The following is a 25,238-nucleotide window of genomic DNA, read 5'->3' as shown; positions in this document are numbered from 1 at the left end:
GCGCCCCGCAGGAGCCATGCCAGCATGCCCTACATCGCCAGCAACCTGATCCCGCTCGTCGCGGCCGACAGCTTCACCCTCTGGCTGTACAAGACGACGGACACCCGGGCGACGGTGCTTTCCACCGGCTATTTCAGCGCGGCCCGGACGCGGCTGCTGGCCGGGCACATGGTGGTGCTGGAGGCGGCGGATGCCACCGCCCTCCTGCCGGTACGCACCAACGCTGAGGTCGGCAACGGGCTGGTCGTGGATGCCAGTTCCTCCCCGCTGCGGCTCACCGGCGCCGGGGCGATGAGCCTCGACGCCGACGTGGCTGCGGCGGCGGTGGCGCGCTGCATCTCCCTCAACGCGCTGCCGAGCGGGGTGAACGAGGGGGAGACCTTCACCGTGCGCGTCACGGCCTCCGGCGCGACCAGCGCGGTGAGGTTCAGCATCCTCAACGCGAGCGGGGCCGTGGTGCTCGGCCCCAGCACCGCCGCCGTCTCCTCCGGCAGTGCCAGCGTCACCTTTAACGCCCCCGCGCCCGGCAATGGCTACCTGGTGAAAGTGGAAGATGCGGCGGACTCCCTCGTCGCGCAGACCTCGCCCTCCTTCGTCGTGCTCGCCGCCTTCGCGCTGCTGGTCGAGACCGGGCTCGGCCTGCTGATGGCCGAGGCCGGCACGCGGCTCGTGATGTAGCGCCCGGCCCCCGCCCCAGCCCCGACGCCGCCATCCCCACCGGAGCCGCCATCCCATGCCCGACAGCAAGATCAGCGACCTTCCCGCCGCCATCTCCTTCTCCGACACCGACATCACCCCCGTCGTGCAGGGCGTGGGGGGCGCGGCGGAGACGCGGCGCGCCACCTTCGCCCAGTTCCGCTCCACCGTGATGGCCGAGCGGCCGCTGCACGTGCGCGACTACGGGGCAGTCGGCAACGGCACCACGGACGACACCGCCGCCTTCCAGGCCGCGCTGAACGCCGCCTCCTCCGCGGGGGGCGGCGTCGTCCTGCTCGGCCCGCGCCGCTACCTGATCGACAGCGCGGAGCTGATCATCCCGCCGGGCGTCACGCTGCAGGGCGGCGGCGATCCCGGCGGCTTCCGCATCAACAACGACTACGGCGCCCTGCCCTACTGCCTGGTCCTGAACCCCGCCCGGACGGTCCGCCTGCGGCGGAACTCGTCGCTGGAGCAGGTGGCGATCGTCCGCAAGGGCTTCGTCGCCCCTTCCTCGATCCGGGAGGCGCTGGACTGCGTGGCCGCCTTCTCCGGCACGGCCGTGAGCATCGGCGATGGCAGCACGGGCAGCAGCACGACGAACGCCACCGATGCATCGGTGCGGAACCTGCTGATCGTCGGCTTCACCTGGGGCGTGTACAGCAACGGCGCCAGCCGCACGCGCATCCGGGACGTGGTGGGCGACTGCACCAACGGGCTCTACCTCGGCAAGTCCTTCGATATCGGGCAGAACGAGCGGATCAACTGGCACCCGCTCGCCACCACGGGTCGCAGCTTCTCCTCCGCCACCTACACGGTCGCGGGCTGCGCCAACAACGGCGCCGGCCTCGTTCGGCTCACCACGGGTACGGCGCACGAGCTGAAGATCGGCGACGTGGTGTTCACCAGCGGGGTCGGCGGCGTGGCGGGGGCGAACGGGCGCTTCACCGTGGCGGCGGCCACGGCCACCACGCTCGACCTGGCGGGCAGCGCCTTCGCCGGCGCCTATGCCGGCGGCGGCACGGTGAACCCCACCGTCAATCACCGGCGCGGCAAGGCCTTCTGGATTACCACGGCCGACATGCCCAATTTCGTGAACTGCTTCGAGTACGGGCACGACATCGGCTGGCACCTGGACGACCTGACGCATTCCGCGCAGTTCGTGAACTGCGGCGTGGACGGCGTGAACACGGATCCCGGCACCATCGGCGTGCAGATGACGGGGATCTGCTACCGCAACAAGTGGTATGGCGGATTCTGGTCAAGCAAGGGCCGCCCGCTCGTCGTCAACTCGCAGTCGTCAGACCAGAACGTCGTTGCCGGTGTGATGCTGCCCGCAGGCACCGGCAACTCGGTGGAGGTGATCGACGGCGCCCTGGTGCTGATGGGCTGCGACCTCTACGGCTCCGCCTATCTCTACGACAACGCGGACAGCCTGCAGATCCTGGGCTGCGACATGAAGACCGCGGCCGTCGCGGGCCAGAGCGTGGCGGCGATGCAGAAGGTGCAGATCTCCGGCACCCGGATGAGCAACGCGGTGGGCGTGGCGCGGGCGATCGGCGGGCAGTCCGAGCTGGCGGCCATCTCCTCGGCCGGCGCCATCGAGACCCGTCTCTCGGCACGGGCCGACGGCATCGTGGCGGTGCACCGGCGCAGCACATCCGCCGGCGCCATGCTGCGCCTGCACGGCAGCGCCGACACGGCGGTCGGGGCGCTGGGCGTGGCCGGGACGGACGTGTACCTGCAGGGCGACGCGGCGCTGAACCCGAACCCGAGCTACCTCCTCGGCAACACCGGGATGACGCAGCCACTGACGCTGCGGCTGCGCCGCCTCTCGGCCAGCCCGGCCGCGAACGACCGCATCTTCGCGTTGGAGGGCACCGGCCTCAACAGCGCCGCGGCCGAGGTAACTTTTGGCCGCGTGGCGGGGGTGGCCGAGGGCGTCGCGGCGGGGGCCGAGGCCGGCGCGCTGGTCTTCGAGACGCGCGCCGGCGGCACGGTCGCCGAGCGGATGCGCATCGCCTCCTCCGGCACGGTGACGGTGGCGGGCCCGTTGATGCTCGCGTCCGACCCGTCCCTGCCGCTCCAGGCCGCGACGAAGACCTACGTGGACAACAGCTATGTCAGCCGCGCCGTGCCCAGCGCCGTCACCGCGGGCGCCACGGCGCTGACCTTCGCCGCGCACAACGCGCGCATGGTGATCGCCAATGCCGGCACCACGCTGTCGCTCGACTGGTCTGCCACGGGCCACGGCTTCGCCTGCATGGTGGTGAACCGCACGGGCGCGGACTTGGCCGTCGCGCTCACCGGCTTCTCCGCGGCCATGGTCAACCCGGACGGCTACGCGAAGGTGAGGGCGGGGGCGGCCGCCAGCCTGCTGGCCTTCACGCCGGACGGCGGCACGACGCGGCTCTGCCAGCTGGCCGGCGGGGGAGCGCCCTGATGATCGGCACGACGCCGGCCCTCTACGCGCTGGGCGGCGGGCCGGTCCGGCTTGTCGGGCAGGGCGTCCTCTCGCCGCAGGTGGCCTTCTCTCGCGCCTCGACGGCCTTCGCGACCGGCGCGGACGGCACGGCCTGGCAGGCGGCCGGCGTTGATGCGCCGCGCCTATCCGGCGCGGCACGCCGCCTCCTGATGGAAGGGCAGCGCACCAACCTCATCCAGAACCCCGGTAATGCCGGGGCGGCGGCCGGGCCGCTCGGATCGGGCGGGGCGCTGCCCACGGGCTGGGGCATCTCCACCGGCATCAACTACGAGATCGCGCCGGTCACGCGCTGGGGCCTGCCGGGCGTGGATATCCGTTTCGTCGGCACGCCCAATACCGCCAATGCCCGCGCCCTCAGCCCGGGTTCCTTCACCACGGGCACGGCCGGTGCGCAGCACGCCTTCTCCGCCCTCGTCGCCCTCGTCGCGGGCGCGCTTCCCGCCAGCCTGTCCTCCTTCGTGTTCCGGAACGGCTCCGAGACGGATATCGGCGTGACCTTCCTGCCCGGCGCCGCGCCGCAGCGCCTCTCCTTCACCAAGACGCTGCCCAGCACGACCGTGGGCCCTCAGTTCCGCTGGACCTTCACGAACACCACGACGGCGGTGGACTTCACCCTGTTCGTCAGCGCCTGGCAGGTCGAGGCGGGCGGCTTCGTCTCCACACCGGTCTTTCCACCGGCGGGGACGAGCGCCGCCTCGACGCGCGCCGCGGATTTGGCGTCCCTGGCCCTGGGCACGGCGCGGGCGGCGCGGGGCACGCTGGCCGGAACCTTCCTGCTGCCGCAGGCCGCGCCCGCCGGCATCGAGCTCGGCCTTCTGCAACTCGACGACGGGTCGGAGGGCAATCGCATCGCCTTCCGGATCGGTGCGGGCGGCGTCACGGCCGGGGTGCAGGTCGTGTCCGGTGGCAGCACCGCCGCCACTCTCGCAGGAACGGCGGTGACGCCGGGTACGGCCTTCCGGGCGGCGCTGGCCTGGGATCCGGGCGGCGTCGCGCTCTGCCTCGGTGGCGGCGCGGTGCAGTCCTACGCCGGCGCCCCGCCGCCCGGCCTGGCCCGCCTGCTGATCGGCCGCGCCGCCTTCGGGGAGATCGGACCGCTCGACCTCCACGCCTCGCGCCTGCCGGATTCCGGTTTGCAGGCACTCACCACAGCATGAGGGACACCATGACCGACTACGCGGACCTGCGATGGCACGGGCCGGAGGACGCCGTCGCGGGCGCCCTGGCCGGGCTGCCCGACCCGATGGTGCAGGTCGGGCCGATCGCTCTGGACGGCACCGCCTACGTGCTGCGGCGCGAGGCGCGGCCCCGCTCCGTGCCGGAGGGGCTGCAGCGGACGGGGATCCAGCTCTCCACCGCCATCCTCGGCGTGATCGCCGGGGCGCCGGAGGACGAGGACGGATCGCCGTAGAGCGCGCCCCGGCCCGATCGGGCCGGCCTCAATCCACCCCTGAAAGGAGACCCCCATGTCCGACCTGACCGACTATGCCCGCAACCTCCTGGCCCGCGCCGTCTGTGCCCGCGCGCCGAGCCTGCCCAGCACCGTCTACGCCGCCCTCGGCACCGGTGGCACGGCGGCGGCGGGCCTGGCCGGGGAGCCGGTGGGCAGCGGCTACGCCCGCCAGCGCGTGACCTTCACCGGCACCGGCGCCCAGAGCAACGCGGAGGCGCTGCGCTTCGTCTTCTCCGCCAGCGCCGGCACGCTGGGCTATGTGGGGCTTTACGACGCGGCCTCCGGCGGGAACCCGCTGCTCGTCTCTCCGCTCAGCGCCGCGGTGGCGATGACGGGCGCGGGAACGGTGACGATCGCGGCCGGCGCCCTCGTCGTGAACCCGACCTGACGGCCTGCCCGGGAATGGGGGAGGGTCGCGCGCCCTCCCCCGCTTCTTGACGCTTTCATGAAAAACGCCAGCCCAGGTCTTCCGCGTGGCGGACGAGGGCTCATGATGCGCCACCGCCGCGCCGTTCCGTTGCCTTCCGCGTCAGGGTTGAAGACGACCTCTTGGATTTGATCGCCACCCTTCTCGGCGGCCTCGGGCTCTTTCTCGCCGGGGTGCGCGGGCTCGGCTCCGCGCTGCAGGGGATGGCCGGACGGCGGCTCCGCATCGCCGTCGCGCGCGCGACCCGCGGAGGGCTGAGCGCGGCCCTGACCGGCGCGGCGCTGGGCGCGCTGACGCAATCCTCCAATGCCGTCACCTTCATCGCCGCCTCCATGGTGCAGGCGGGGCTGCTGCCGTTGGCGCGCGCCCTGCCCGTGGTAGCCTGGTGCAATCTCGGCACGGTGGTGCTGGTGCTGGCGGCCTCGCTGGATCTGCGGCTGGCGGCGCTGTGGCTGATCGGCGTCGCGGGCTGCGCCGCCACCCTCGGGCGCGGGGGCGGCGGACGGTGGAAGGCGGTGCTGGAGGCGACCTTCCAGCTCGGCCTGCTCTTCCTCGGCCTCGCCATCCTGAAATCGGGCGCCGCCCCGCTGCGCGATGCGGAGGCGCTGCGCGGCGCCATGGAACTGGCCGGGCACGCGCTGCTGCCGCCCTTCCTGCTCGGCACCGCCATCGCCCTCGTCGCGCAATCCTCCTCCACCGTCACCATCCTCGCCATCGCGCTCGCGGAGGTCGGGTTGCTGGACGGCGCCCAGGCCGGGATGGCCGTCTGCGGCGCCTCGCTCGGCTCCGGCCTCTCGGTGCTGCTGCTCGCGGGCGGGCTGCGCGGGGCGGCGCGGCGGCTGGCCACCTTCCAGGCGCTGTTCAAGGCGGCCGGCGCGGTGCTTTTGGCAGTTCCCTTCATCGTCTGGCATTTCGGGCCCGGGCTGCCCGTGCCCTTCGCGGAGGCGGACCTGCCGCACCGCCTCGGCTGTCTTTTCGTCGCGCTGCAGCTCGTGCCGGCGCTGCTGCTGCCGCTCATCACCCCCTACCTGCCGAAGCTGCTGGAGCGGCTTTCCCCCACCACGCCGGAGGAGACGCTCGCCCAGCCGAAGTTCCTCTACGACCAGGCGCTGGACGACGTGCCGACGGCCCTGGACCTTGCCGGGCAGGAGCAAGCGCGGCTCTTCGGCCGCCTGCCCTGGCTGCTGGACGGGGTGCGGGAGGAAGGGCGGGGCGGGGCGGACCGCGCCACCGTCTCCGCGACGGGCGAGGCGATGGAGCGGCGGATCGCGGCCTTCCTGGAGGAGGCGCTGGCGCGCTGCCCGCGCGAGGAGCTGGGCCGCGCCGTGGCGTTGCAGAACCTGAACGGCGTGCTGTCCCCGCTGCGCGAGGCCGCGGAAGGGCTGGCGGTGGCGCTGGAGGCGGCATCCCGCCGCGATGCGGGCGATCCCGTTCACGCCCTGGCCGCACCGCTGGCGGAGGCGCTGCACCTGCTGCTGACAGAGCTGCAGGAGGCCGCGCTCTCCGGCGATGGCGGCGATGCGGGGACGCTGGCAGAGCTGGCGGCGGACCGTTCGGCGATGATGGACGGGCTGCGCCGCCGCATCGCCCGCGCCGGGGCGGACATGCCACCGGAAGGGGTGGACCTGCTGTTCCGCGTCACCGCTCTGTTCGAGCGGGCGGTGTGGCTGATCCGGCGCGCCGCCCTGCTGCTGCCGCCCGCGCGCAGCGGCTGGGCGGTGCCGGCCGAGGACGAGGACGAGGGGGCCTAGCGCCAGTCCCGGCTTGAGGGAAAACTGGGGCCGCGCGCGTCCGGCCGGTGGTCGATGCCGCGCGTCACCTCATCCGCGCGCGCCATGGGGATGCGCGCGGCGCCCAGCCGGTGCAGCCCGTCCAGAAGGTCGGAGCGATCCTCGAGACGTCGGCCGAGGACGTGCACGATCGGCACCGCGGCGTCCTCGTGGCGCTCGATCCGGCCCTCCACCAGCAGCAGGCGCGCGGCCACCACGGCGGCGCGGTGGGCGGCGATGACGTCCTTCTGCAGCACTAGGTTCACCGTGCCGAACTCGTCCTCCAGCGTGAAGAAGACCACGCCCTTGGCGCTGCCCGGGCGCTGGCGCACCAGCACCAGCCCGGCGACGCGGATGGACTGCCCCTGGCGCCCCGCGGCCACGGCCCGGCTGTCGCGCAGGCGCAGCCCGTCCAGCGCCGGGCGCAGCAGGGCGAGCGGATGGGCGCGGAGCGTCAGGCCGGTGGCGCCGATATCCAGCACCGTCTCCTCCCCGCCCGTCTCGGCCGGCAGGCGCGGCGCCGCCTCGGCCGCGGCGAAGAGCGGCAGGGGTGGCGGCCTGGCGCGCTCCACGGCCGCCGCCTCCCAAAGGGCGCGGCGGCGGTCCAGGCCAAGGCCGCGGAAGGCGTCGGCCCCCGCCAGGGCCTCCAGCGCCGGGCGGTGCAGGCCGGCGGCGGCCAGGGCGGCGGGGCTGGCGCGCCGGCGCAGGGCGATGGCCTTCTCCGCATCGTCCTTCGAAAGGCCGGCGACCAGCCGCAGGCCGAGGCGCAGCGCCCACCCTTCCCCGTCCCGTTCCAGCGTGCAGTCCCAGTCGCTGGCGGTGACGTCGGGCGGGCGCACCGCGACGCCGTGCTCCCGCGCGTCGCGCACGATCTGCGCGGGGGCGTAGAAGCCCATGGGCTGGCTGTTCAGCAGCGCGGCCGCGAAGACGGCGGGATGGTGGCACTTGATCCAGGCGGAGACGTAGACGAGCTGCGCGAAGGAGGCCGCATGGCTCTCGGGGAAGCCGTAGCCGCCGAAGCCCCGGATCTGCTCGAAGCAGCGATGCGCGAAGTCCGGCTCGTAGCCGCGCGCGATCATGCCCCCCTCGAATTCCTCCCGGAAGGTGTCCAGCTTCCCGTCGTGCTTGAAGGAAGCCATGGAGCGGCGCAGTTCGTCCGCGCGGGAGGGCGTGAAGCCCGCGGCGACGATCGCCATCTCCATCGCCTGCTCCTGGAAGAGCGGCACGCCGAGGGTCTTTTCCAGCACGGCCTTCAGTTCCGGCTTCGCGTATTCCGGCTTCTCGATCCCCGCGCGCCGGCGGAGGTAGGGATGCACCATGTCGCCCTGGATCGGGCCGGGGCGCACGATCGCCACCTCGATGACGAGGTCGTAGTACTGCCTCGGCCGCATGCGCGGCAGCATGTTCATCTGCGCACGGCTCTCCACCTGGAAGACGCCGATGGAATCGCCGCGCGAGAGCATCGCGTAGGTGGCGGGGTCGTCCTGCGGCACCGTGTAGAGCTGAAGGCGCTCCCCCGTGCATCCCTCCAGCAGATCGAAGGCCCGCTTGAGGCAGGAGAGCATCCCCAGCCCCAACACATCCACCTTCAGCATCTCCAGCACGGCGATGTCGTCCTTGTCCCATTCCACCGTGTGGCGGTCCTCCATCGCCGCCTTCCGTACGATGGCGAGCTCCGTCAGCTTCCCGCGCGCGATGACGAAGCCGCCGACATGCGTCGCCAGGTGGCGCGGAAAGCCGTGCAGTTCCTCCGCCAGGTCCAGCGCCATGCCGAGGCGCGGATCGGCCTCCGGGTCCAGCCCGGTCTCCCGCGCGACATCGCGGAGCCCTTCCATGCCATCGTGCCAGGAGGCCTTGGCGAGGCGGCCGGTGATGTCCTCCGACAGTCCCATCGCCTTGCCCACCTCCCGCACGGCGCTGCGCGTGCGGTAGCGTGTGAGGGTGGCGGTGATCGCGGCGCGGTCGCGGCCGTAGCGCTCGTAGATGTGCTGGATCACCTCCTCGCGCCGCTCGTGCTCGAAGTCGATGTCAATGTCCGGCGGCTCGCCGCGCGCGTCGCTCAGGAAGCGCGCGAAGAGGAGACGGTGCTTGTCCGGATTTACCGAGGTGATGCCGAGCGCGTAGCACACCGCGGAATTGGCGGCGGAACCGCGCCCCTGGCAGAGGATGCCCTGCGAGTTCGCGAAGCGGACGATCTCGTGCACCGTCAGGAAGTAGGGCGCGTAGCCGAGGCGCGCGATCAGCGCCATCTCCTCGGCGATCTGCGCCGCCACCTTCGGCGGCGTGCCGTCCGGCCAGCGCACCAGCACCGCCTCCGCTAGGCGGCGCTCCAGCGTCTCCTGCGCGGTCAGGCCGGGCTCGACGATCTCATCGGGGTATTCGTAAGTCAGGTCGCGCTTCAGGTCGAAGCGGCAGGCCGCCACCACGCGCAGCGTCGCGTCCACCGCCTCGCCGAAGCCCTCGAACAGGCGGCGCATCTCCGCCTCGGGCTTCAGATGCGCCTCCGCGTTCGGGTGGGCGCGCAGGCCCAGCGCGTCCACCGTAGTGCCGAGGCGGATGGCCGCCAGCACATCCGCCAGGCGGCGGCGCGCGGCGACGTGCATCCGCGCCCCGCCCGCCGCCAGCAGCGCGGCGCGCGCCGAGCCGGCCATGGCGGAGAGCAGCCTCAGCCGGCGCCGGTCATCCCCGGCGAAGCGGTGATGCGCGGCGAGGAAGAGCGGAAGGGCAAGCCGGCGCCGCATCGCTTCCCCGTCCCGGCGCAAGCGATCCGCGAAGGCCTCGTCCGGCTCGTCGGGCGGGATGGCGGCCATCACCTGCCCTTCGGCGGCCGCGATCAGGGCATCCCGCGTCGGGCGACCGTCATCCGCGGGCATCCGGGCGGCCGAGAGCATGGTTGAGAGCCGGGCATAGGCAGCACGGCCGGTTGGCCAGACCAGGTACTCCGCCCCATCATCCAGTCCCACGCGGCAGCCTGGGACGAAGCCGATTCCGGCCTCCCGCGCTGCCGCCATGCCGCGCACCAGCCCGGCGAAGGAGTTGCGGTCGGCGATCCCGACCGCCGCATGCCCCAGCACCTTCGCCGCCGCCACCAGTTCCGAGGGGTGGGATGCGCCTTCCAGGAAGGTGAAGTTGGACATGGCGCCCAGCTCGGCGAAGCCGCTCACGGCAGCAGGCCGTGCAGGAACCACCGCGCCGAGCCCGGCCCGCCGGCGCGGCAGACCCAGAGGCGGCGGCCATCCGGCATCTCCACCCGGTAGTAGTCCCGCACGGTACGGTCCGGCCGGTCCCGCCACCATTCCGGTTCCAGCCGCTCCGGCCCTTCAGCGGCGCGGAGCGTCACCCATTCCCCACGCCATCGAATGCGGAAGGGCGGGTCATCCGGCAGCAGGGCCATGGCCTCCAGCTGCTCCGGCCGGCGCAGCAGGCGCAGGGGGCGCGGTTGGGCCGACCAGTTCTGGGCGGGCGCCATGGCGGCCAGCGGGTTCACCCGCTCCACCGCCCGCTCCGGCCAGTGGCTCTCTCGAGGATTGAGGCGCCAGGCGGGCAGGCGCTGCACCACGCGGTCCAGCAGCGCGGCCAAGGCGGCTTCCGCGTCCTCGCCGTCCAGACCGGACTGGGCGGCCGCCAGGGGCTCCGTCTCCTCTGCCATCAGGGCGATCCGGTCGAAGCCGAATCCCGGGGCCAGCCACTCCAACCTTGGAGAGAGAAGACGGAGAAGGTGGGCCGGATCGCGGCTGGCCAGGCCCGTGCCGACCGCCTGTTCCTGCACCCCGCCATCCGCCCGATGGGCGCGCAGAACCAGCCGGCGCAGCCCCCGCCCCTCCTCCGCCAGCCCCGCGCAGAGCCGAACCATCAGCTGTTCCACGGCGTGGTCGATGGCTGTGCGGGTGATGAGGGGTTCCTCGAAATCCAGGGCAGCCTGCCGGTCCGGCGGGGGGCGGATGCTGCGGAAGGGCTCCGCGGCAGCGCCCGTGGCACGGTCCAGGGCGAGGGAGAGCCCTGCCCCGAAGCGCTGGGTCAGGGGCGCGCGGGGCTGGGCCAGCACGTCGCCGACGCGGTGCAGGCCCAGGCGCCGCAGCCCGGCGATGGTCTTCACCTCCAGCCGCAGGGCGTGGAGCGGCAGGACCGCCAGGGCCGCCGCCTCCCCTCCCGCCTGAACCGCGATGGTCGCGTCGCAGCAGCGGGCCAGGGCCAGGGCGGCGGATGAGGTTCCCGCCACGGCGGCCCGGGCCGCATGGCCCAGCCGGGCGAGGCCCGCCACCGCCCGGCGCATCGCCCGATCCTCTCCGCCGGTCAGGGCGTCCGTGCCGGTGATGTTCACCAACAGCCCGTCCGGAGGGTCCTGTGCCACGAGAGGCGATATCCGCAACGCCCAGAGGGCAAGAGCCAGGAGCCGCGCCGCCTCTGCCTCCGGTGCCTGGGGAAGGGCAGCCACGGCCGGTGCCATAGCCTGGGCATCCCCCAGCGACTGTCCGGGACGCACCCCCAGCGCTTCCGCCTCCGGGTCGGCCGCAACGACCAGCCGGCGATTCCCCTCCATTCGCCAGGCGAGGACGGGGCCGGGGACCCCCAGCACCTCCGTGGCCAGGCAGGGCAGGTGCAGCGCCAGGATTCGCGGCCCCGGCTGCGGGCCGGTCTCCTCGACAGGCGAGACGGCTGCTCCCCCATCAAGGGGAAGCGGACGCAGCTGCGGGGGATGGCAGGCGCGGCGCCTCACATCTCCCCGCCTTCAGGGCGGTCGAGAAGCCAATGGCGCACCGAGGATGCCGAATCGGGAAGCATGTTCCCTGAATGTTCTCGTCAACGCCCGGGCTGGCAAGAGCGGTCCCAATGCTCCCGCGCGCCCCGATAGGTCAGCGTTGTCTGGGGATGGTCCGGTCGGAGCCGAAGGCGGCCATGGCGGCCGAGAAGCGGGCGCGCATCCGGATGGCGTCCATCGGGGCGCCGCTGATCGGGGCCTCGGCAAGGCAGCGTTCCAGTTCCGTCCGGAGCGACCGCAGGGCATCGGCCCGGAGTTCCGTCGGCATGCGCGAGAGGATCCGGTCCAGTGCCTCGGTTACGGCATTCTCCAGTGCATCTTCGGAAGCCTCCATGGACTGGAGGGACGATATTGGTTCCAAGCGCGCTCTCCTCACGCCATGCGTGTCCTGGTTGCAACGCAGCACCAATCTAGCAGGACTATCGCGGCCTCCACCACAACATGGTGAGAAGCGGATGCAAAAAAGGTTTTGGGCGGCTACCCCCCGGTGATCGCAAGTTCCGTTCTGTTTCCTCTCCCATTCCGGCCCGGAGCGAATTATCCTGCCTTTGGTTACGGCTCTCTGGCCGCGGCCCACGACGTAAATTATGGAAGCTGACATGAGCGAGAGGGGTTCCATCCCGGTTTGGTCATCGGTCCCATCGGGCCCGAGGCGGCCCGGTGAGGGCGTGCTGTCCGCGATCAGCGAGCTGGCCGACCATGCCAGGACCTACCGACTCGGCCAGGTGGACGAGGTGCTGACGGAGCTTCTGGCCCTTCTTTACGCCGAGCAGGACCGTGCGCCGGCCACCCGGTCCTCCTCGCTTTCCTGGGGAGCCCCGTTCGCGGACGGGAACTGATCCCGGGCGCCCCGGCCGGGCTGCCCGCCCGCTACCGTTCTGAAGGTCGTTGGAACGGCAGGGAGCCCGGTCTCGGGCGGCGGGAGTCTTCATGTCCCTGGCCACGATGGGCCGCAGGGTCGCGCGCCAGTGAACGCGGAGGAATGACTCGTAGCCCCTCCGTGTCGGATCGGAGGCGAGCTAGGTTTCCATTTGTCCTGGGATACCATCCTTTGGACGGGGATGGTGCTGCCAGAGAGGATTGAACTCTCGACCTCTCCCTTACCAAGGGAGTGCTCTACCACTGAGCTACGGCAGCATGCCGAACCGGACAGGGCCTGTGGGCGAGGCGCTACCTAGCCGCTGTGCCCGCCCCGTGCAACCCTTGCCGTGCCGGCCCGGCCTTGACGCCGCGGCGGCCCTGCCGATTGCCTCCCGCCCATGGATGAGAACGAGAGCGCCGACCCTCCGGAACCGCCGGCTTCCCCGCCCCGCCCCGCCCTGTCGGAGCGCGAGCGGCGCCTGGCGGCCGCGTTGCGGGAGAACCTGAAGCGCCGCAAGGCCCAGTCGCGCGAGAGGGCGCAGCCCCCCTCCCCTCCCGAGGAGAGGGAATAGCGCCCCGGTTGCCGCCCCGCGGCCCAGGGGCTATCCCGCCCGCCACCCCCGCACGATCCCCGCCCGCCCGAGATTGGGCGCCGGCCCCTGCCCCCGATGGGGCGCCGGCTGAAGGACCCCGCCATGCCCATCATGCCCGACCACTGGATCCGCCGCATGGCGGCGGAGCACGGCATGATCGAGCCCTTCGTGGAGGCGCAGCGCCGCCAGGGAGTGATCTCCTACGGCCTCTCCTCCTACGGCTACGACGCCCGCGCGGCCGCGGAGTTCAAGATCTTCACCAACGTGGACAATGCCCTCGTCGATCCGAAGGACTTCTCGGAGGAGGGCTTCGTCACCCGCACGGGGGAGACCTGCATCGTCCCCCCCAACTCCTTCGTGCTGACCCATACGGTGGAGTATTTCCGCATCCCGCGGGACGTGCTGGTGATCTGCCTGGGCAAGTCCACCTATGCCCGCTGCGGCCTGATCGTGAACGTGACGCCGCTGGAGCCGGAGTGGGAGGGCCAGGTGACGATCGAGATCAGCAACACCACCCCCCTGCCCGCCCGCATCTACGCGAATGAGGGAATCTGCCAGTTCCTCTTCCTGAAGGGAGAGGGGGCGCCGGACGTGTCCTATGCGGACCGCGCCGGGAAATACATGCGCCAGCGCGGCGTGGCTCTGCCGCGGCTGTAAGGGGAAAGACCATGGACCGCATCCGTCTCCGCGGCGGCCGGCCGCTCAAGGGCACCATCCCCGTCGGCGGCGCCAAGAACGCCGCCCTGCCGCTGATGGCCGCCGCCCTGCTCACCGACGGGCCGCTGGTGCTGACCAACGCCCCGGCCCTGGACGACACCCGCACCATGGCGGGGCTGCTGGAGCAGCACGGGCTGAAGGCGGAGCACGACGCCAAGGCCCGCACCATGACGCTCTCCGGGGCGGCCACCAACCTCGTCGCGCCCTATGACCTCGTGCGGAAGATGCGGGCCTCCGTCCTCGTCCTCGGCCCGCTGGTGGCCCGCCATGGGGAAGCGAAGGTCTCGCTGCCCGGCGGCTGCGCCATCGGCACGCGCCCGGTCGACCTCCACCTCAAGGGGCTGGAGCAGATGGGCGCCATCATCGACCTGGATGCCGGCTACATGCACGCCCGGGCGCCGCAGGGGCTGAAGGGCGCCAAGATCTACTTCAACCAGGTCTCCGTCGGCGCCACCGAGAACCTGCTGATGGCCGCCACGCTGGCCGACGGCATGACGGAGCTGGTGAACGCGGCGCGGGAGCCGGAGATCGACGACCTGGCCAGCTGCCTCGTCGCCATGGGCGCGAAGATCGAGGGCATCGGCACGGACCGGCTGCGGGTCGAGGGGGTGAAGACCCTGCACGGCGCCACCCATGCCATCGTGCCCGACCGGATCGAGGCCGGATCCTTCGCCTGCGCCGTCGGCGTCACGGGGGGCGAGGTGCTCCTCCAGGGCGCGCGGATGGAACATCTCGGCGCAGTGGCCCGCGTGCTGCGGGAGGCCGGGGTGGAGCTGGAGGAGGTGCCGCCCAACGGCTCGGCTGGCGGGGTCATGGTGCGCCGCACCTCCGGCCTGCGGGGCGTGGACGTGATGACGGAGCCCTTCCCGGGCTTCGCAACCGACATGCAGGCTCAGTTCATGGCGCTGATGGCGGTGGCGGAGGGAGCCTCCATGATCACGGAGACGATCTTCGAGAACCGCTTCATGCACGTGCCGGAGATGACCCGCATGGGGGCCCGCATCAACGTGCAGGGGCGCTCCGCCATCGTCCGCGGCGTCTCCCGCCTCTCCGGCGCGCCTGTCATGGCGACCGACCTGCGCGCCTCCATTTCCCTCATCCTGGCCGGGCTGGCCGCGGGGGGCGAAACGATCGTCAACCGCGTCTATCACCTGGACCGTGGGTATGAGCGGCTCGAGGCGAAGCTGGCGGCGGTTGGCGCCGACATCGAGCGCATTCCCGGATAGCTCAAGAATCCTTCATTAGCCCGCCATTCCCGCGGTGATAGTCTCTCCCATGGACCTGCCGATCACCTCCCCCTCCCTCCCCGGCTCCCGCGCTGCCGATTCCGGGACGTCCGACCTGATCCTGGCGCTCCCGAAGGGCCGCATCCTCAAGGAGGTGCAGCCCCTTCTCGCGCGCGCCGGGCTGATCCCCGGCGGCGACTTCCACGACGAGGACAGCCGCCACCTCCGCTTTCCCACGAACCATCCGGGCCTCGACGTGGTGCGGGTGCGGCCCTTCGACGTGGCGACCTTCGTCGCCCATGGCGGCGCCCAGATCGGTGTCTGCGGGGCGGACGTGCTGATGGAGTTCGACTACCCGGAGATCTACGCCCCGCTGGATCTCGGCATCGGCCGCTGCCGCGTCAGCGTGGCGGGCCCGGTGGACGACCCGATCGCCGAGGAGGCCAACCGCTGGTCCCGCGTGACGGTGGCGACGAAGTATCCGGGCATCGCCCGCCGCCACTTCGCCGCCCGCGGCGTGCAGGCGGAGGTGGTCTCTCTGCATGGGGCGATGGAGCTGGCGCCGTCCCTCGGCCTCGCCCGCCTCATCGTGGACCTCGTGCAGACCGGCTCCACCCTGAAGGCCAACGGGCTGGTGGAGCGCGAGGTGATCGCGCAGGTCACCTCGCGGCTCATCGTCAACCGCACGGCGCTGAAGACGGAGCCGGAGCGGATCGGCGCCTGGCTGGCGCGCTTCCGGGAAGCCCTGACTGCATGAAGACGCTCGACACGCGCGATCCCGGCTTCCCCGCCGGGTTCGACGCGCTGCTGGACATGGCCCGCGACACCACCGCCCGGGTGGACGGGGCCGTGGCGGAGATCATCGGCCGTATCCGGGCCGAGGGTGATGCCGCCCTGCTGGACCTGACCACCCGCTACGACCGCTGGACGCCGAAGGACGCCGCCGCCCTGCGCGTGACGCCGGCGGAGATTGAGGCCGCCACCGCCTCCATCGAGCCCGGCCTGATGGCCGCGCTGGACACGGCCGCCACGCGGATCGAGACCTTCCACCGCGCCCAGATGCCCGCGGACATCACCGTGCCGGACCCGGCCGGGCTGACGCTCGGCATGCGCTGGGGCGCTGTGGACGCGGCCGGGCTCTACGTGCCCGGCGGGAAGGCGGCCTATCCCTCCTCCGTGCTGATGAACGCCATTCCCGCCCGCGTGGCGGGGGTGCCGCGCGTGGCCGTTGCGGTGCCGACCCCGGACGGGGAGATCAACCCGCTGGTCCTCGCCGCCTGCGCCCGCGCGGGAGTGACGGAGGTGTGGCGCATCGGCGGCGCCCAGGCCGTGGCGGCGCTGGCCTGGGGCACGGCGAGCATCGCGCCCGTGGACAAGATCACGGGGCCCGGCAACGCCTATGTCGCGGAGGCCAAGCGCCAAGTCTTCGGGCGCGTGGGCATCGATTCCATCGCGGGCCCTTCCGAGGTGGTGGTGCTGGCCGACGGCGCCCAAGCCCCGGCCCGGGTGGCAATGGACCTGCTGGCCCAGGCCGAGCACGACGAGGCCGCGCAATCCATTCTGATCACGGACAGCCGGGAATTGGCCGCCGCCGTGCCCGGCGCGGTCGAGTCGGCCCTGGCCACCCTGCCCCGCGCGGCCATCGCCGGTGAATCCTGGCGCCGCCACGGCGCGGTGATCCTGGTGCGGGACTGGGCCGAGGGCGCGGCGCTGGTGGACCGGCTGGCGCCGGAGCACCTGCAGATCATGACGGCGGAGCCCGCCGCCCTGTTCGCCCGCATCCGGCACGCCGGGGCCGCCTTCCTCGGCCCCTGGTGCCCGGAGGCGTTGGGAGACTACGTGGCCGGGCCGAACCATGTGCTGCCCACCGGGCGCACGGCGCGTTTCGCCTCCGGGCTCTCCGTGTTCGACTTCCTCAAGCGCACCACCTGGATCGCGGCGGAGGAAGCCGGGCTGCGCGCCACCGGCCCCGCCGCCGTGGCCCTGGCCCGGGCGGAAGGGCTGGATGCCCATGCCCGCAGCATCGCGGAGCGGATCGGCCTCTAACGCTTCGCTGGGTGAGGCTCCCGCGCATCGCGGGGCCTCATTCCGCAGGGGAATGGTCCCCTTCCTTGACCCTGACGGCGCAGGGCATCATGTTCCCGACGCTCAGCCCCCACATTGCGCGGCCCGATCGCGGGTCCGCGCCTGTTCGCGTGCCGGGCCGGACGCGCAACCGCGCCGCCCGATGATCCAGCGCCGCCCCAACCCATCGCGGGGCTGCGGCGCCCCCGCCCCCATGCCCCGCGACGAAAAAGGATACGCATGTCGAAGGAAGACATGATCGAGTTCAGCGGTCAGGTGGTGGAGCTTCTGCCCAACGCCATGTTCCGCGTGAAGCTGGACAACGAGCACATGGTCCTGGCCCACACGAGCGGAAAGATGCGCAAGAACCGCATCCGCGTGCTGGCCGGGGATCGAGTGAACGTGGAGATGACGCCCTACGACCTGACCAAGGGCCGGATCACCTTCCGCTTCAAGTAAGGCCGGCTTCCCTTTGCCTTCGGACCTGCTGTCAGAAGCCGCCCTGGTGCCGGTCGGCGATGCGCCGCGCCCGCCCCTTGTCCTTGCGAGCGCCAGCCCGCGCCGCCTGGACCTGCTGGCCCGGCTGGGCATCGTGCCCGATCGTGTGGATCCCGCCGATATCGACGAGACGCCCGGCAAGGCCGAGCTCCCGCGCCGGCTGGCCGGCCGGCTCTCCCGCGCCAAGGCGGAGGCCGTGGCGGCCCGAAGCCCCGGCGCGCTGGTGCTGGCCGCCGACACGGTGGTTGGCGTCGGCCGCCGCATCCTGGGCAAGCCCGGGGATGCGGAGGAGGCGCGGCGGTTCCTCGAATTCCTCTCCGGCCGCCGCCACCGCGTGACCACGGGCGTCGCGTTGATCACACCGGACACCTTGGTACGGACGCGGCTGGTGGAGACCACCCTCGCCTTCCAGCGCCTGACAGACGCCCAGATGGACGACTACGTCGCCTCCGGCGAGTGGGAGGGCAAGGCAGGCGGCTACGCCATCCACCAGCGGGCGGAGGTCTTCGTTCGCTTCCTCTCCGGCAGCCACTCCAACGTCGTGGGCCTGCCGCTGTTCGAGACCGCCCAGCTGCTGCGCGGCGTGGGGTGGCTTCGGCCCTGAATGGCTGAGCCTTCCATCCTCGCCTCCACCTCCCCCGGCGAGCGCCGGGTGGCGCTGTGGCGGGACGGGCGGCTCGAGGCAGCCTTCATCGAGCGCCCGGCCCATCCGGACGGGGTGGGCGACCTGCATCTCTGTCGCGTCACCGCCCGCGTGCCCGCCCTTTCCGGCGTCTTCGTGGCGATGGAGGGCGGGGAGAGCGGCTTCCTGCCCGACGCACAGGGCGGTGAGCGGGTTTCCGAGGGCGATATCCTGCCCCTGCGCGTTACCCGCGCCCCGCAGGGCGGCAAGGGGCCGCGCCTCTCCGCCACCGGACTTCCCGCGGACCTGCCGGGAAGCGGATCCCTGCGCCTCCTGCGCCGCGGGCCCGATGCGGCGCTGCGCCTGGCGGCCGCGCATCCCGGGGCCGGGCTGCTCTCGGACTCGCCCGCGGAAGCCGCGCGGCTGCGCGCGGCACTGGACCCCGCGCGGGTGCGCCTGCTGTCGCGCCCCACCTTCGACGAGGCCGTGGAGACGGAGTTCGACCTTCTCGCCTCTCCCGAAATTCCCTTGCCCGGCGGCGGGCGGCTGCTGATCCATCCCACCCCGGCATTGACGGCGCTGGACGTGGACACGGGGGCCGCCGCGGGCCGCGATTCCGGCGCGCATCGTGCCGTGAACAGCGCAGCCATGGCCGAGGCGGCCCGGCAGATCCGCCTCCGCCACCTGGCCGGGCCGATCCTGCTGGACCTGGCCGGCGGAACGGCGAAGTCCCGCGCCGGGCTGCTGCCCGCGCTGAAGAGCGCTGCGGGAGCGGATCCACTGCTGCGCGTTGTGGGGCTGACGGGGTTGGGCTTGATGGAAATGGTCCGCACGCGCATCCATCCCCCGCTGCATGAGGTACTGGGCTTCCCGCCCAACCCACTGACGCTCGGCCTGCGTGCGCTGCGGCGCGCGGCACGGGAGGCCACCTCCCGCCCCGGCGCGGCTCTGGCAATGCGGGCCCATCCCCGCGTGATCGGGGCGCTGCGGGGCGAGCCCGGGGCGCTGGAGGCCTTCGCCGGCGCGGCGACCCACCCTATCTCCCTTCGCCCCGACCCGGCGCTGATGCCGGGCGAGGAGGTCGTCGAGGAGGCGCGATCCAGTGCCGGCTGAACAGTCCACCGCCTGCCCGATCTGCGGCCGCCCGGCCCAGCCCGCCACACGCCCCTTCTGCTCCCCGCGTTGCCGGGCCGTGGATCTCGGGCGCTGGCTGGGCGGCACCTATGCCGTGCCGGGCGAGCCGGAAACGTCGGAAGATGACGACGCGGAATGAGCCGGGATGCCCTGGACAGGGGCCGGCACATCGTTTATCCCCCGCCACCGCAGCCGGCGGGGCCAATAGCCTCGTCTGGGCCCAGGTAGCTCAGTTGGTAGAGCATGCGACTGAAAATCGCAGTGTCGGTGGTTCGATTCCGCCCCTGGGCACCATTTTTCTTCGAGCACCAGCAGCTTTAAGGCAGTGACGCCGGCTGGACCCTCGAAGGTGCGTTGCCGGACCCGGAACTGGCGGGAGTACGACCGGTGCTGATCGTAGATCATGCAACAGTACCGATCGGCGCCGATCCGGATTACTTCGCCCCGGCGAGGCGAAGGCCCGCCTCGTAGATCTCGCGATCCTCAATCCGATTGAATGGATAGCTCTCGACGAAGTTCTGGACCTTGAAGTCCGACTCGTGTGTCAGCAGCCTCTCCAAGAGGGGCTTGGCTTCACGTCGCATCCCAAGGTGCCCCAGAGCGGCGAGAACATGCTTGTAGCCGTTGACGAAGCCCGGACTTGCCCGAACGGACCGCCGGCCGATCATGACGGCCTCCTCAAACCGGCCCGCCAGCAGATGCGCCGCCGTGAATGTATGGCGAAGGATCCGGTCGTGCGGGTGAAACGGCGCCAGCGTCCGGTATCGCTCCATGCGCCGCATCGCCTCCGTCAGATCGCCGGAATAGACATGGGTGGCGCCGGACATCGCCCAGGCGAAGGCCTGATGAGGGTTCAACTCGAGCGACTGCGCGAAGTAGTGCTTCGCACTGGCGAAATCCTTGTGCAGGAAGGAGTTCACGTGGCCATAGATGGCCAGGCCCTCCGCGTTCTCGGGATCGAGGCTCATCGCCAGCGTCGCAAGACGCTCAGCCTCCTCCAGTGCAGCCCGGGGGTCCGTCGCCCAGCCCTGGCCGATCTGGAACACGTGCCAATGGGCGGCCCAGGCGGCGGCCATGGCGTTCTCGGGGGAGCGCGTCACGGCTTCCGCCAGCAGTTGGCCTGCCTCCATGAAACGTGAGGCCTCCATGCTGAAGAGGCGCGGAATCGCACGCAGCACGGTGGCCGCGGTTCCGGTTGCGTGCCGCGAGATCGGGCGCGTTCCTTCCGTATGCAGGATGACCGGCTCTAGGCGTGCGACGAGGCCGTGCAGCACATCACTTTGTACCTCCCCTGCGGCATCGGGGCGGAGCGGAGCGCGAGCGCTCCAGAGAGGGCGAGCCAACTCGGCGATATCGACCAGCGAGACGAGAAGGTGCCGGTCCAGTTCTGGTCCGCGAATGGAGACGTTTACGACGTAATCGAGGTTGAGCGCCCGGAGCGCTTCAGCATCCGGCTGCTCGGCAAGCCAGGGACCGAGGCCCATCGGAGAAATGACGTCGAAGTGATGGTAGCGCGCAAGTTCCAGAGCCACGTCCCCGACATAGGCGGTCGTGATAGCGTCTGGTTCTCTCCCACCCTGGAACTGGGCTGGAACCACCCCGACGCGTAAGGGCTGATCGTCTGATGGGGCGGCAGCGATCGGCTGCGACAAGGCGAGAGAGGGCAGGTTGGGCGAGGGCGCTGAGGAGGCCAGCCGCTGGGTGCGGATCCGCTCCGCGAGTTCCTTCGTCTTAGGAGATGGGGCAACATCCAGGCTCCGGCGCAGGGCGTCGCAGCAGCGCTCATAGGTTTGTAGAGCGAGGGCGCGGTCGCCCGCGGCTAAATGCAACCTGATGAGCCGGCGCCATCCAGCCTCGTCGGCGACGTCGGATTCGACCGCGCGACGGGCGAGCTCAACGGCCTCGGCCTGTTTGTCCGGGTCGGCGGCGAGGCGGTCCGCCTCTTCTCCGAGCAAGTCCCGTAGCCGGAACCGGACCGCCTCCCGCTGCCCTATCAGCCACTCGCCGAAGCCCTCCCCGATGTCCTCCAGACCGTCCATCAGTGGGGCCACCGGCCATTCCAGTGGCATTTGGCCGTCCAGCAGCGCTAACGCGTCCACCTCGCAGCACGCGGCGTCGGCCCGAATGCTCTCCCGATCGACAACGAGGATGGGGGCGGGCGCTCCCTGCAAGGCACGGACGACCTCGGCCAGGGCTTGGCGAAGGCTCGCCCGCGCCTCGATCTCGCCCGACCGTTCCCATAGCAGCGTCGCCAGCCGCAGGCGGCTGACCGGCCGCCCGCGGGCTAGAAGGAGGTGGCCGAGCAACGCGCGGCCTTTTCGCGTCCGCAGGGGAAGGTCGTGCCCTGCCGCATCACAGGCGCGGACCGGCCCCAGGAGGGTGATCCGGGCCCACGCCTGCGGCTCGATCAAGGGCTGCGGCGACCTCATGTCGTGGTCGGTCTGCTTCTGTGCGGACGGCAAGGGTGTTGAAACACGGGCGTGTTATACCCGAGCGCCGCACCTAGGCGAAGCGTCAGCCAGCGCCTAGGTGGGTCCGCGTCAGGCATAGCTCACGACGGGCTGCGCAGCTCCCAACTGCCGCAACAGGGCGTCCGCGACCATACGGCCCGGCAAGAAGGGCAGACGGTCCCCCGAGGCGCGGGGGCGTTTCCAGGCCGGCTGCAAGATGGGCATCGGCCGCGCCGCCTGGCCCGCGGGCGGGCGGGCGATGTCGCCGACGAGAGCCTCGACGAGGCCGAGCGGGGTGAAGCGGTCTCCGGACGCGAGAACGAGTTCACTCAGCGCCCAGTGCTCCCCGGCAGGCACCGCGACCTCCAGGCGATCGATCCACCCCCGCCCGTCGTCCCGCGACACGCGCAGCACCTCCGCCGTCATGTCGACCCCGCCGAGAAACAGAAGCCCCTTCTTCGGTAGGCGCAGTCGGAGGCGGGGCGGGGTGTCGTCAGCAGGGGCAGTGTCGAAGCCGCCCCGCGCGGAGCCGTTGATATGCACGGCGCCGCGCACCGTGTTCCAGGCGTTGAGCGGGTTGTATTCGCCGGCCGCGAAGACAAGGTCATAGCCGTCGGCGCTCCGCGTGTAGATGTCGGACCCCCAGAACAGCTCGTTCGCCGGAATGTCGCGGCGGCCCAGGATCCCGCGGTAAAGCTCCACCACGTCGTCCGGCGCTGTTTCGGCCAGGGTTAGCCACTCCTCCAGCGGCTCGCAGGTGATGCCGACGCTGACGAGGCGGCCGTCCACGCGGCGGCAATGCCACTCACAGCCCGTAAACTGCTGCCGCCGGTGCACGGGGATCCGGACATAGGCGCCACCACGCCGCTGATACAGGCAGCCGAGGACGAGCGTCTCCGCAGCAAGGTGCGCGACCGCCCGGTCCGAAAGGGCAGCTTGGGGGGAAGAGAGTGTGTTGCCGACTGTGAGGAAGCGCGTGTTCTGGAAAGGGCTTTGCACGGGGCCTTTCTCCTGGCACGGAATGGCGCTGGCGCGGCGTTGCCAAAAGGGGCCGGCCGAATGCCGTCAGGTATGACGGTCCGGTTTGGATCGCGATGGAGCTGGCGCGAGCCGCCGGACGATCGACGAGGCAGGTCCGGAGTGTGGGACCGCTAGTCCTCTCGCAACGGACTCAGGCGCTGAGCCAGGAGGGCGCGCTGCAGCGCCTCCACCAGGTCGCCGGCCACACTGAGTCTCGCCATCCGCGCCGTCGTCGCGAGCCGTTGCACAACCTGGTCCAGTCGATCGGCATCGTGCGGCAGGTCTCGCTTGAGAGTGCTCATTTCGCCTCGCATGCGGGTCTCCTGATTTACGCTGCCCCAGCCCGGCCATCGGCCAGGCGGAGGACGAGCTTGAGATGCTTGATCCAGGCCGGGCGGCGTTCCGGCCGGCCCGGAGAGTTGCTGGCGCCTGACTGAGGCGTCACGGCCCGCCGCTCGCAGGCTGCGGCCAGGGCGGCGCCGAGCACCATGGCGGCAAAGGCGAGCCACTCGCCGAGGGAGGAGGCCTCGCCGAGAACGGGTAGGGCGAGGAGGGCCGCTGTAGCGGGGACCAGGGAGAGGCAGACGGTGGCGGCGGTGGGGCCAAGCAGGACAATTGCCTGGTTGAGGGCCACCATCGCGGCCACGCCGACCAGTACGCCCTGGAACACAGCCTGAAGCAGGAGGTCCCCCGGCGCGACCTGCGCGAGCCGTCCGAGCCCACCGATAAGGGCGAGTGCCAGGACACCGCCGACGGCGGAGAGGCCGGCCACGATGGCGGCGCCCTCGGTGGCGGTGAAGCCAGAACGACGGAGGCGGAGGAAATAGGTGGAACCCATCACGGCAGCGAGGACGAACATCCCGTGACCGAGCAGGGAGCCGCCGCCGGCCTGCATGTCGAGACCGGCAAGGCAGGCGGCGCCGGCTGCGATCAGCGTCGCGCCAACCAGGGCGCGAGGGGCGAAGCGCTCGCCGCCGGCACTCCGGAGAAGAATGGTGATGGCCGGCATCAGCCCAAGGGTCAGTGCGGAGCCATGCGCCGCAGGAGCCAGAGCGAGCCCGCCGGCAATGAGGGTCGCCAGCGGCGTGCCCTGGCAGAGGGTGAGGAGAGCCGCCTCCGTCCACCCCCGCCGGTCGAGCCGGCGGAGCATGGCGACGAGGACAGGGGAGAGAACGACGGCCGCCACCACGAACCGCAGCGTCGCCAGCTCAAGCGGGGTCATTGCTTGCCGGGTGACGCCAAGGCGGGTGATCACCGGATAGGTGGCGGCGATAAGCACCGCGAGCGACGCCCAGAGGAGGCCTCGCAGCATTCCGGCCGGGGCGGCGATCAAGCTCCCTCCTGCCCACGGCGCTTGCCGCGGCGACTCTCGGCTCCGTACGCGCCACGGACCCGATTGGGATCCTGGTTGGGCCGGACGACGGTCTGACGGAAAGCCTCCCAGTCGGCGTCGGAGAAGGAGGCCAGGCCCTCGGAGACCTCGAAGCGGTCCACGAGGCCGGGCGTCTCCTGCCGTACGGGCTGCACCTGCATCACCGGATAGCCGGCGCGGAAGCGAACCGGGACCTCCGTGCGGGTCAGGCGGACATTGAAGAAGAGAGGACCGAACCAGCGGTCGGTCTCGACGATCCCCTCGAAGTGCTCGTAGCCGAGGTCGCGCGGGACGTTGGCGGGAGGACGGAGGAGAAGGTTCCAGCCCGGAGCCGTGCGGGCAACGAGGCCAGTCCAGATCTGCACGACGCCCGGCTCGACGAAGGATGTGAGGAATGGGGGCGAGAAACCCACGGCATCCTCGGGAGCGCCCTGATCGAACTGTTCGGCAAAGTGGGGGAACTGGGCGACGTGGAGAGGATACCAGCCCTCCGCGTCGTCGTAGGTCCACTGGATCTCGGTGCTGCCGTCCCAGACGAGCTGGAAATCCATCGGCGGGAAGACGTGCCAGCCGAAGGCGGCGGCGGAGCACAGCGCCTCGCAATGACGGTAGGCGCGAATGGGTATGGTGCCGTGACCGTCTCGCGCAGCGCGCTGCGGCGGCCGGCATCCCGGGAAGAGGTTGTAGAACTGGACCACCTTCCCCTCGGGAAGGTGGCTATCCAGCAGGGAAAGAGGCGGCTCGGTGAGGTTTACTGACATGCTGCCACGCGCTCCAGGATTTCGCCGCTACGAGCCTTACCATGGCAACCGACCGCTCCCGGTCGGGGAGTCTGGCAATGCCCCCGGCCGGAGAGGCGCAGTCGATCAGATCGCGCGCTGCATGCCGCCGGTGGAGACACGGCCGGCATCGGCCACCGACTTCGGCAGGGTCCGCACGATCGCGCGCTGCATGCCGCCGGTGGAGACGCGGCCGGCATCGGCCACCGACTTCGGCAGGGTCCGCACGATCGCGCGCTGCATGCCGCCGGTGGAGACGCGGCCGGCATCGGCCACCGACTTCGGCAGGGTCCGCACGATCGCGCGCTGCATG

At 71.6% G+C, this 25,238-nt stretch carries 24 protein-coding genes and 2 tRNA genes; 16 read left to right on the top strand and 10 right to left on the bottom strand.

Translation table 11 applies throughout. The features are described from left to right. Nucleotides 1-24: 24 nt before the first annotated feature. From J5Y10_RS03490 to J5Y10_RS03465, 6 genes are all read left to right on the top strand, one after another. Nucleotides 25-678 carry a hypothetical protein gene (locus tag J5Y10_RS03490; protein WP_209370746.1) on the top strand — a complete coding sequence of 218 codons (654 nt, stop codon included), beginning with the start codon at nt 25-27 and terminating at the stop codon, nt 676-678. 55 nt (nt 679-733) lie between these two features. Next, entirely contained in the window at nt 734-3,139 is a 2,406-nt protein-coding gene (locus J5Y10_RS03485; RefSeq protein ID WP_209370744.1) for a glycosyl hydrolase family 28-related protein, read from the top strand. Beyond that, nucleotides 3,139-4,338 carry a hypothetical protein gene (locus J5Y10_RS03480; protein ID WP_209370742.1) on the top strand — a complete coding sequence of 400 codons (1,200 nt, stop codon included), beginning with the start codon at nt 3,139-3,141 and terminating at the stop codon, nt 4,336-4,338. The genes J5Y10_RS03485 and J5Y10_RS03480 overlap by 1 nt, the downstream gene beginning before the upstream one ends. A gap of 8 nt (nt 4,339-4,346) precedes the next feature. After that, complete coding sequence (locus J5Y10_RS03475) at nt 4,347-4,592, top strand: hypothetical protein (RefSeq protein WP_209370741.1); 246 nt, start codon at nt 4,347-4,349, stop codon at nt 4,590-4,592. Between the two features lie 55 nt (nt 4,593-4,647). After that, nucleotides 4,648-5,022, top strand: a complete 375-nt coding sequence (locus J5Y10_RS03470) for a phage tail fiber protein (RefSeq protein ID WP_209370740.1) — start codon at nt 4,648-4,650, stop codon at nt 5,020-5,022. 161 nt (nt 5,023-5,183) lie between these two features. After that, nucleotides 5,184-6,812 carry a Na/Pi symporter gene (locus tag J5Y10_RS03465; RefSeq protein WP_209370739.1) on the top strand — a complete coding sequence of 543 codons (1,629 nt, stop codon included), beginning with the start codon at nt 5,184-5,186 and terminating at the stop codon, nt 6,810-6,812. On the opposite strand, the gene J5Y10_RS03460 is transcribed toward J5Y10_RS03465, so the two are convergent. The 3 genes from J5Y10_RS03460 to J5Y10_RS03455 all read right to left on the bottom strand — a co-directional run bounded on the left by J5Y10_RS03460 (nt 6,809) and on the right by J5Y10_RS03455 (nt 11,950). After that, the gene (locus J5Y10_RS03460) at nt 6,809-9,994 is read right to left on the bottom strand and encodes an error-prone DNA polymerase (protein ID WP_342452824.1); all 3,186 of its coding nucleotides are present in this window, start codon (nt 9,992-9,994) and stop codon (nt 6,809-6,811) included. The genes J5Y10_RS03465 and J5Y10_RS03460 overlap by 4 nt on opposite strands. Then, the gene (locus J5Y10_RS28695; RefSeq protein ID WP_245214274.1) at nt 9,991-11,547 is read right to left on the bottom strand and encodes a Y-family DNA polymerase; all 1,557 of its coding nucleotides are present in this window, start codon (nt 11,545-11,547) and stop codon (nt 9,991-9,993) included. The genes J5Y10_RS03460 and J5Y10_RS28695 overlap by 4 nt, the downstream gene beginning before the upstream one ends. A gap of 136 nt (nt 11,548-11,683) precedes the next feature. After that, nucleotides 11,684-11,950, bottom strand: a complete 267-nt coding sequence (locus tag J5Y10_RS03455) for a hypothetical protein (protein ID WP_209370737.1) — start codon at nt 11,948-11,950, stop codon at nt 11,684-11,686. Between the two features lie 307 nt (nt 11,951-12,257). On the opposite strand from J5Y10_RS03455, the gene J5Y10_RS03450 reads away from it, so the two are divergent. After that, the gene (locus J5Y10_RS03450; RefSeq protein WP_209370736.1) at nt 12,258-12,428 is read left to right on the top strand and encodes a hypothetical protein; all 171 of its coding nucleotides are present in this window, start codon (nt 12,258-12,260) and stop codon (nt 12,426-12,428) included. A 223-nt stretch (nt 12,429-12,651) separates the two neighbouring features. Here the strand turns inward: J5Y10_RS03450 and J5Y10_RS03445 are convergent. Beyond that, a tRNA-Thr gene (locus tag J5Y10_RS03445) sits at nt 12,652-12,726 on the bottom strand. Between the two features lie 419 nt (nt 12,727-13,145). On the opposite strand from J5Y10_RS03445, the gene dcd reads away from it, so the two are divergent. The 9 genes from dcd (at nt 13,146) to J5Y10_RS03400 (ending at nt 19,598) form a co-directional block, all read left to right on the top strand. After that, the gene (gene dcd / locus J5Y10_RS03440; protein WP_209370735.1) at nt 13,146-13,700 is read left to right on the top strand and encodes a dCTP deaminase; all 555 of its coding nucleotides are present in this window, start codon (nt 13,146-13,148) and stop codon (nt 13,698-13,700) included. An 11-nt stretch (nt 13,701-13,711) separates the two neighbouring features. Beyond that, complete coding sequence (gene murA, locus J5Y10_RS03435; protein ID WP_209370733.1) at nt 13,712-14,986, top strand: UDP-N-acetylglucosamine 1-carboxyvinyltransferase; 1,275 nt, start codon at nt 13,712-13,714, stop codon at nt 14,984-14,986. A 49-nt stretch (nt 14,987-15,035) separates the two neighbouring features. Continuing rightward, nucleotides 15,036-15,743 (top strand): ATP phosphoribosyltransferase, encoded by a 708-nt coding sequence (gene hisG / locus J5Y10_RS03430; protein ID WP_209370724.1) that lies wholly within the window; start codon nt 15,036-15,038, stop codon nt 15,741-15,743. Further along, nucleotides 15,740-17,032, top strand: a complete 1,293-nt coding sequence (gene hisD, locus J5Y10_RS03425; RefSeq protein WP_209370722.1) for a histidinol dehydrogenase — start codon at nt 15,740-15,742, stop codon at nt 17,030-17,032. Before hisG ends, hisD begins: the two co-directional genes overlap by 4 nt. Nucleotides 17,033-17,290: 258 nt before the next feature. After that, complete coding sequence (infA, locus tag J5Y10_RS03420; protein WP_007003972.1) at nt 17,291-17,509, top strand: translation initiation factor IF-1; 219 nt, start codon at nt 17,291-17,293, stop codon at nt 17,507-17,509. Between the two features lie 46 nt (nt 17,510-17,555). Beyond that, entirely contained in the window at nt 17,556-18,152 is a 597-nt protein-coding gene (locus J5Y10_RS03415) for a Maf family protein (protein WP_342452823.1), read from the top strand. Beyond that, nucleotides 18,153-19,283 carry a ribonuclease E/G gene (locus tag J5Y10_RS03410; RefSeq protein WP_209370720.1) on the top strand — a complete coding sequence of 377 codons (1,131 nt, stop codon included), beginning with the start codon at nt 18,153-18,155 and terminating at the stop codon, nt 19,281-19,283. It abuts the gene before it with no gap. Next, nucleotides 19,273-19,443, top strand: a complete 171-nt coding sequence (yacG, locus tag J5Y10_RS03405; protein WP_209370718.1) for a DNA gyrase inhibitor YacG — start codon at nt 19,273-19,275, stop codon at nt 19,441-19,443. Before J5Y10_RS03410 ends, yacG begins: the two co-directional genes overlap by 11 nt. A gap of 79 nt (nt 19,444-19,522) precedes the next feature. Further along, a tRNA-Phe gene (locus tag J5Y10_RS03400) sits at nt 19,523-19,598 on the top strand. 140 nt (nt 19,599-19,738) lie between these two features. Here J5Y10_RS03400 and J5Y10_RS03395 read toward each other — a convergent pair. The 6 genes from J5Y10_RS03395 to J5Y10_RS03370 all read right to left on the bottom strand — a co-directional run. Continuing rightward, nucleotides 19,739-21,715: an AfsR/SARP family transcriptional regulator gene (locus J5Y10_RS03395; RefSeq protein WP_209370717.1), complete on the bottom strand. Its 1,977-nt coding sequence runs from the start codon at nt 21,713-21,715 to the stop codon at nt 19,739-19,741. A gap of 129 nt (nt 21,716-21,844) precedes the next feature. Next, entirely contained in the window at nt 21,845-22,753 is a 909-nt protein-coding gene (locus J5Y10_RS03390; RefSeq protein WP_209370715.1) for a DUF8225 domain-containing protein, read from the bottom strand. 152 nt (nt 22,754-22,905) lie between these two features. Then, nucleotides 22,906-23,088: a hypothetical protein gene (locus J5Y10_RS03385; protein WP_209370713.1), complete on the bottom strand. Its 183-nt coding sequence runs from the start codon at nt 23,086-23,088 to the stop codon at nt 22,906-22,908. A gap of 14 nt (nt 23,089-23,102) precedes the next feature. Beyond that, nucleotides 23,103-24,107 (bottom strand): DMT family transporter, encoded by a 1,005-nt coding sequence (locus J5Y10_RS03380; protein ID WP_209370711.1) that lies wholly within the window; start codon nt 24,105-24,107, stop codon nt 23,103-23,105. Then, complete coding sequence (locus J5Y10_RS03375) at nt 24,104-24,907, bottom strand: DUF6065 family protein (protein ID WP_209370709.1); 804 nt, start codon at nt 24,905-24,907, stop codon at nt 24,104-24,106. The genes J5Y10_RS03380 and J5Y10_RS03375 overlap by 4 nt, the downstream gene beginning before the upstream one ends. A 105-nt stretch (nt 24,908-25,012) precedes the next feature. Further along, nucleotides 25,013-25,238, bottom strand: a 226-nt coding sequence (locus J5Y10_RS03370; protein WP_209370707.1) for a hypothetical protein, incomplete at its 5' end; no start/stop codon positions are given.

Origin of the sequence: Roseomonas indoligenes (assembly GCF_017813365.1) — a bacterium.
GTDB lineage: Bacteria > Pseudomonadota > Alphaproteobacteria > Acetobacterales > Acetobacteraceae > Roseomonas > Roseomonas indoligenes.
This window is presented reverse-complemented; position numbering and strand designations above follow the sequence as displayed.

Bases quoted from the DNA above. Each gene is read 5' to 3' on its own strand.
- dcd (WP_209370735.1), top strand. From the start codon at position 13,146: ATGCCCATCATGCCCGACCACTGGATCCGCCGCATGGCGGCGGAGCAC.
- J5Y10_RS03385 (WP_209370713.1), bottom strand. From the start codon at position 23,088: ATGCGAGGCGAAATGAGCACTCTCAAGCGAGACCTGCCGCACGATGCC.
- hisD (WP_209370722.1), top strand. From the start codon at position 15,740: ATGAAGACGCTCGACACGCGCGATCCCGGCTTCCCCGCCGGGTTCGAC.
- J5Y10_RS03490 (WP_209370746.1), top strand. From the start codon at position 25: ATGCCCTACATCGCCAGCAACCTGATCCCGCTCGTCGCGGCCGACAGC.
- infA (WP_007003972.1), top strand. From the start codon at position 17,291: ATGTCGAAGGAAGACATGATCGAGTTCAGCGGTCAGGTGGTGGAGCTT.
- hisG (WP_209370724.1), top strand. From the start codon at position 15,036: ATGGACCTGCCGATCACCTCCCCCTCCCTCCCCGGCTCCCGCGCTGCC.
- J5Y10_RS03475 (WP_209370741.1), top strand. From the start codon at position 4,347: ATGACCGACTACGCGGACCTGCGATGGCACGGGCCGGAGGACGCCGTC.
- murA (WP_209370733.1), top strand. From the start codon at position 13,712: ATGGACCGCATCCGTCTCCGCGGCGGCCGGCCGCTCAAGGGCACCATC.
- J5Y10_RS03410 (WP_209370720.1), top strand. From the start codon at position 18,153: ATGGCTGAGCCTTCCATCCTCGCCTCCACCTCCCCCGGCGAGCGCCGG.
- J5Y10_RS03480 (WP_209370742.1), top strand. From the start codon at position 3,139: ATGATCGGCACGACGCCGGCCCTCTACGCGCTGGGCGGCGGGCCGGTC.
- J5Y10_RS03485 (WP_209370744.1), top strand. From the start codon at position 734: ATGCCCGACAGCAAGATCAGCGACCTTCCCGCCGCCATCTCCTTCTCC.
- J5Y10_RS03470 (WP_209370740.1), top strand. From the start codon at position 4,648: ATGTCCGACCTGACCGACTATGCCCGCAACCTCCTGGCCCGCGCCGTC.
- J5Y10_RS03375 (WP_209370709.1), bottom strand. From the start codon at position 24,907: ATGTCAGTAAACCTCACCGAGCCGCCTCTTTCCCTGCTGGATAGCCAC.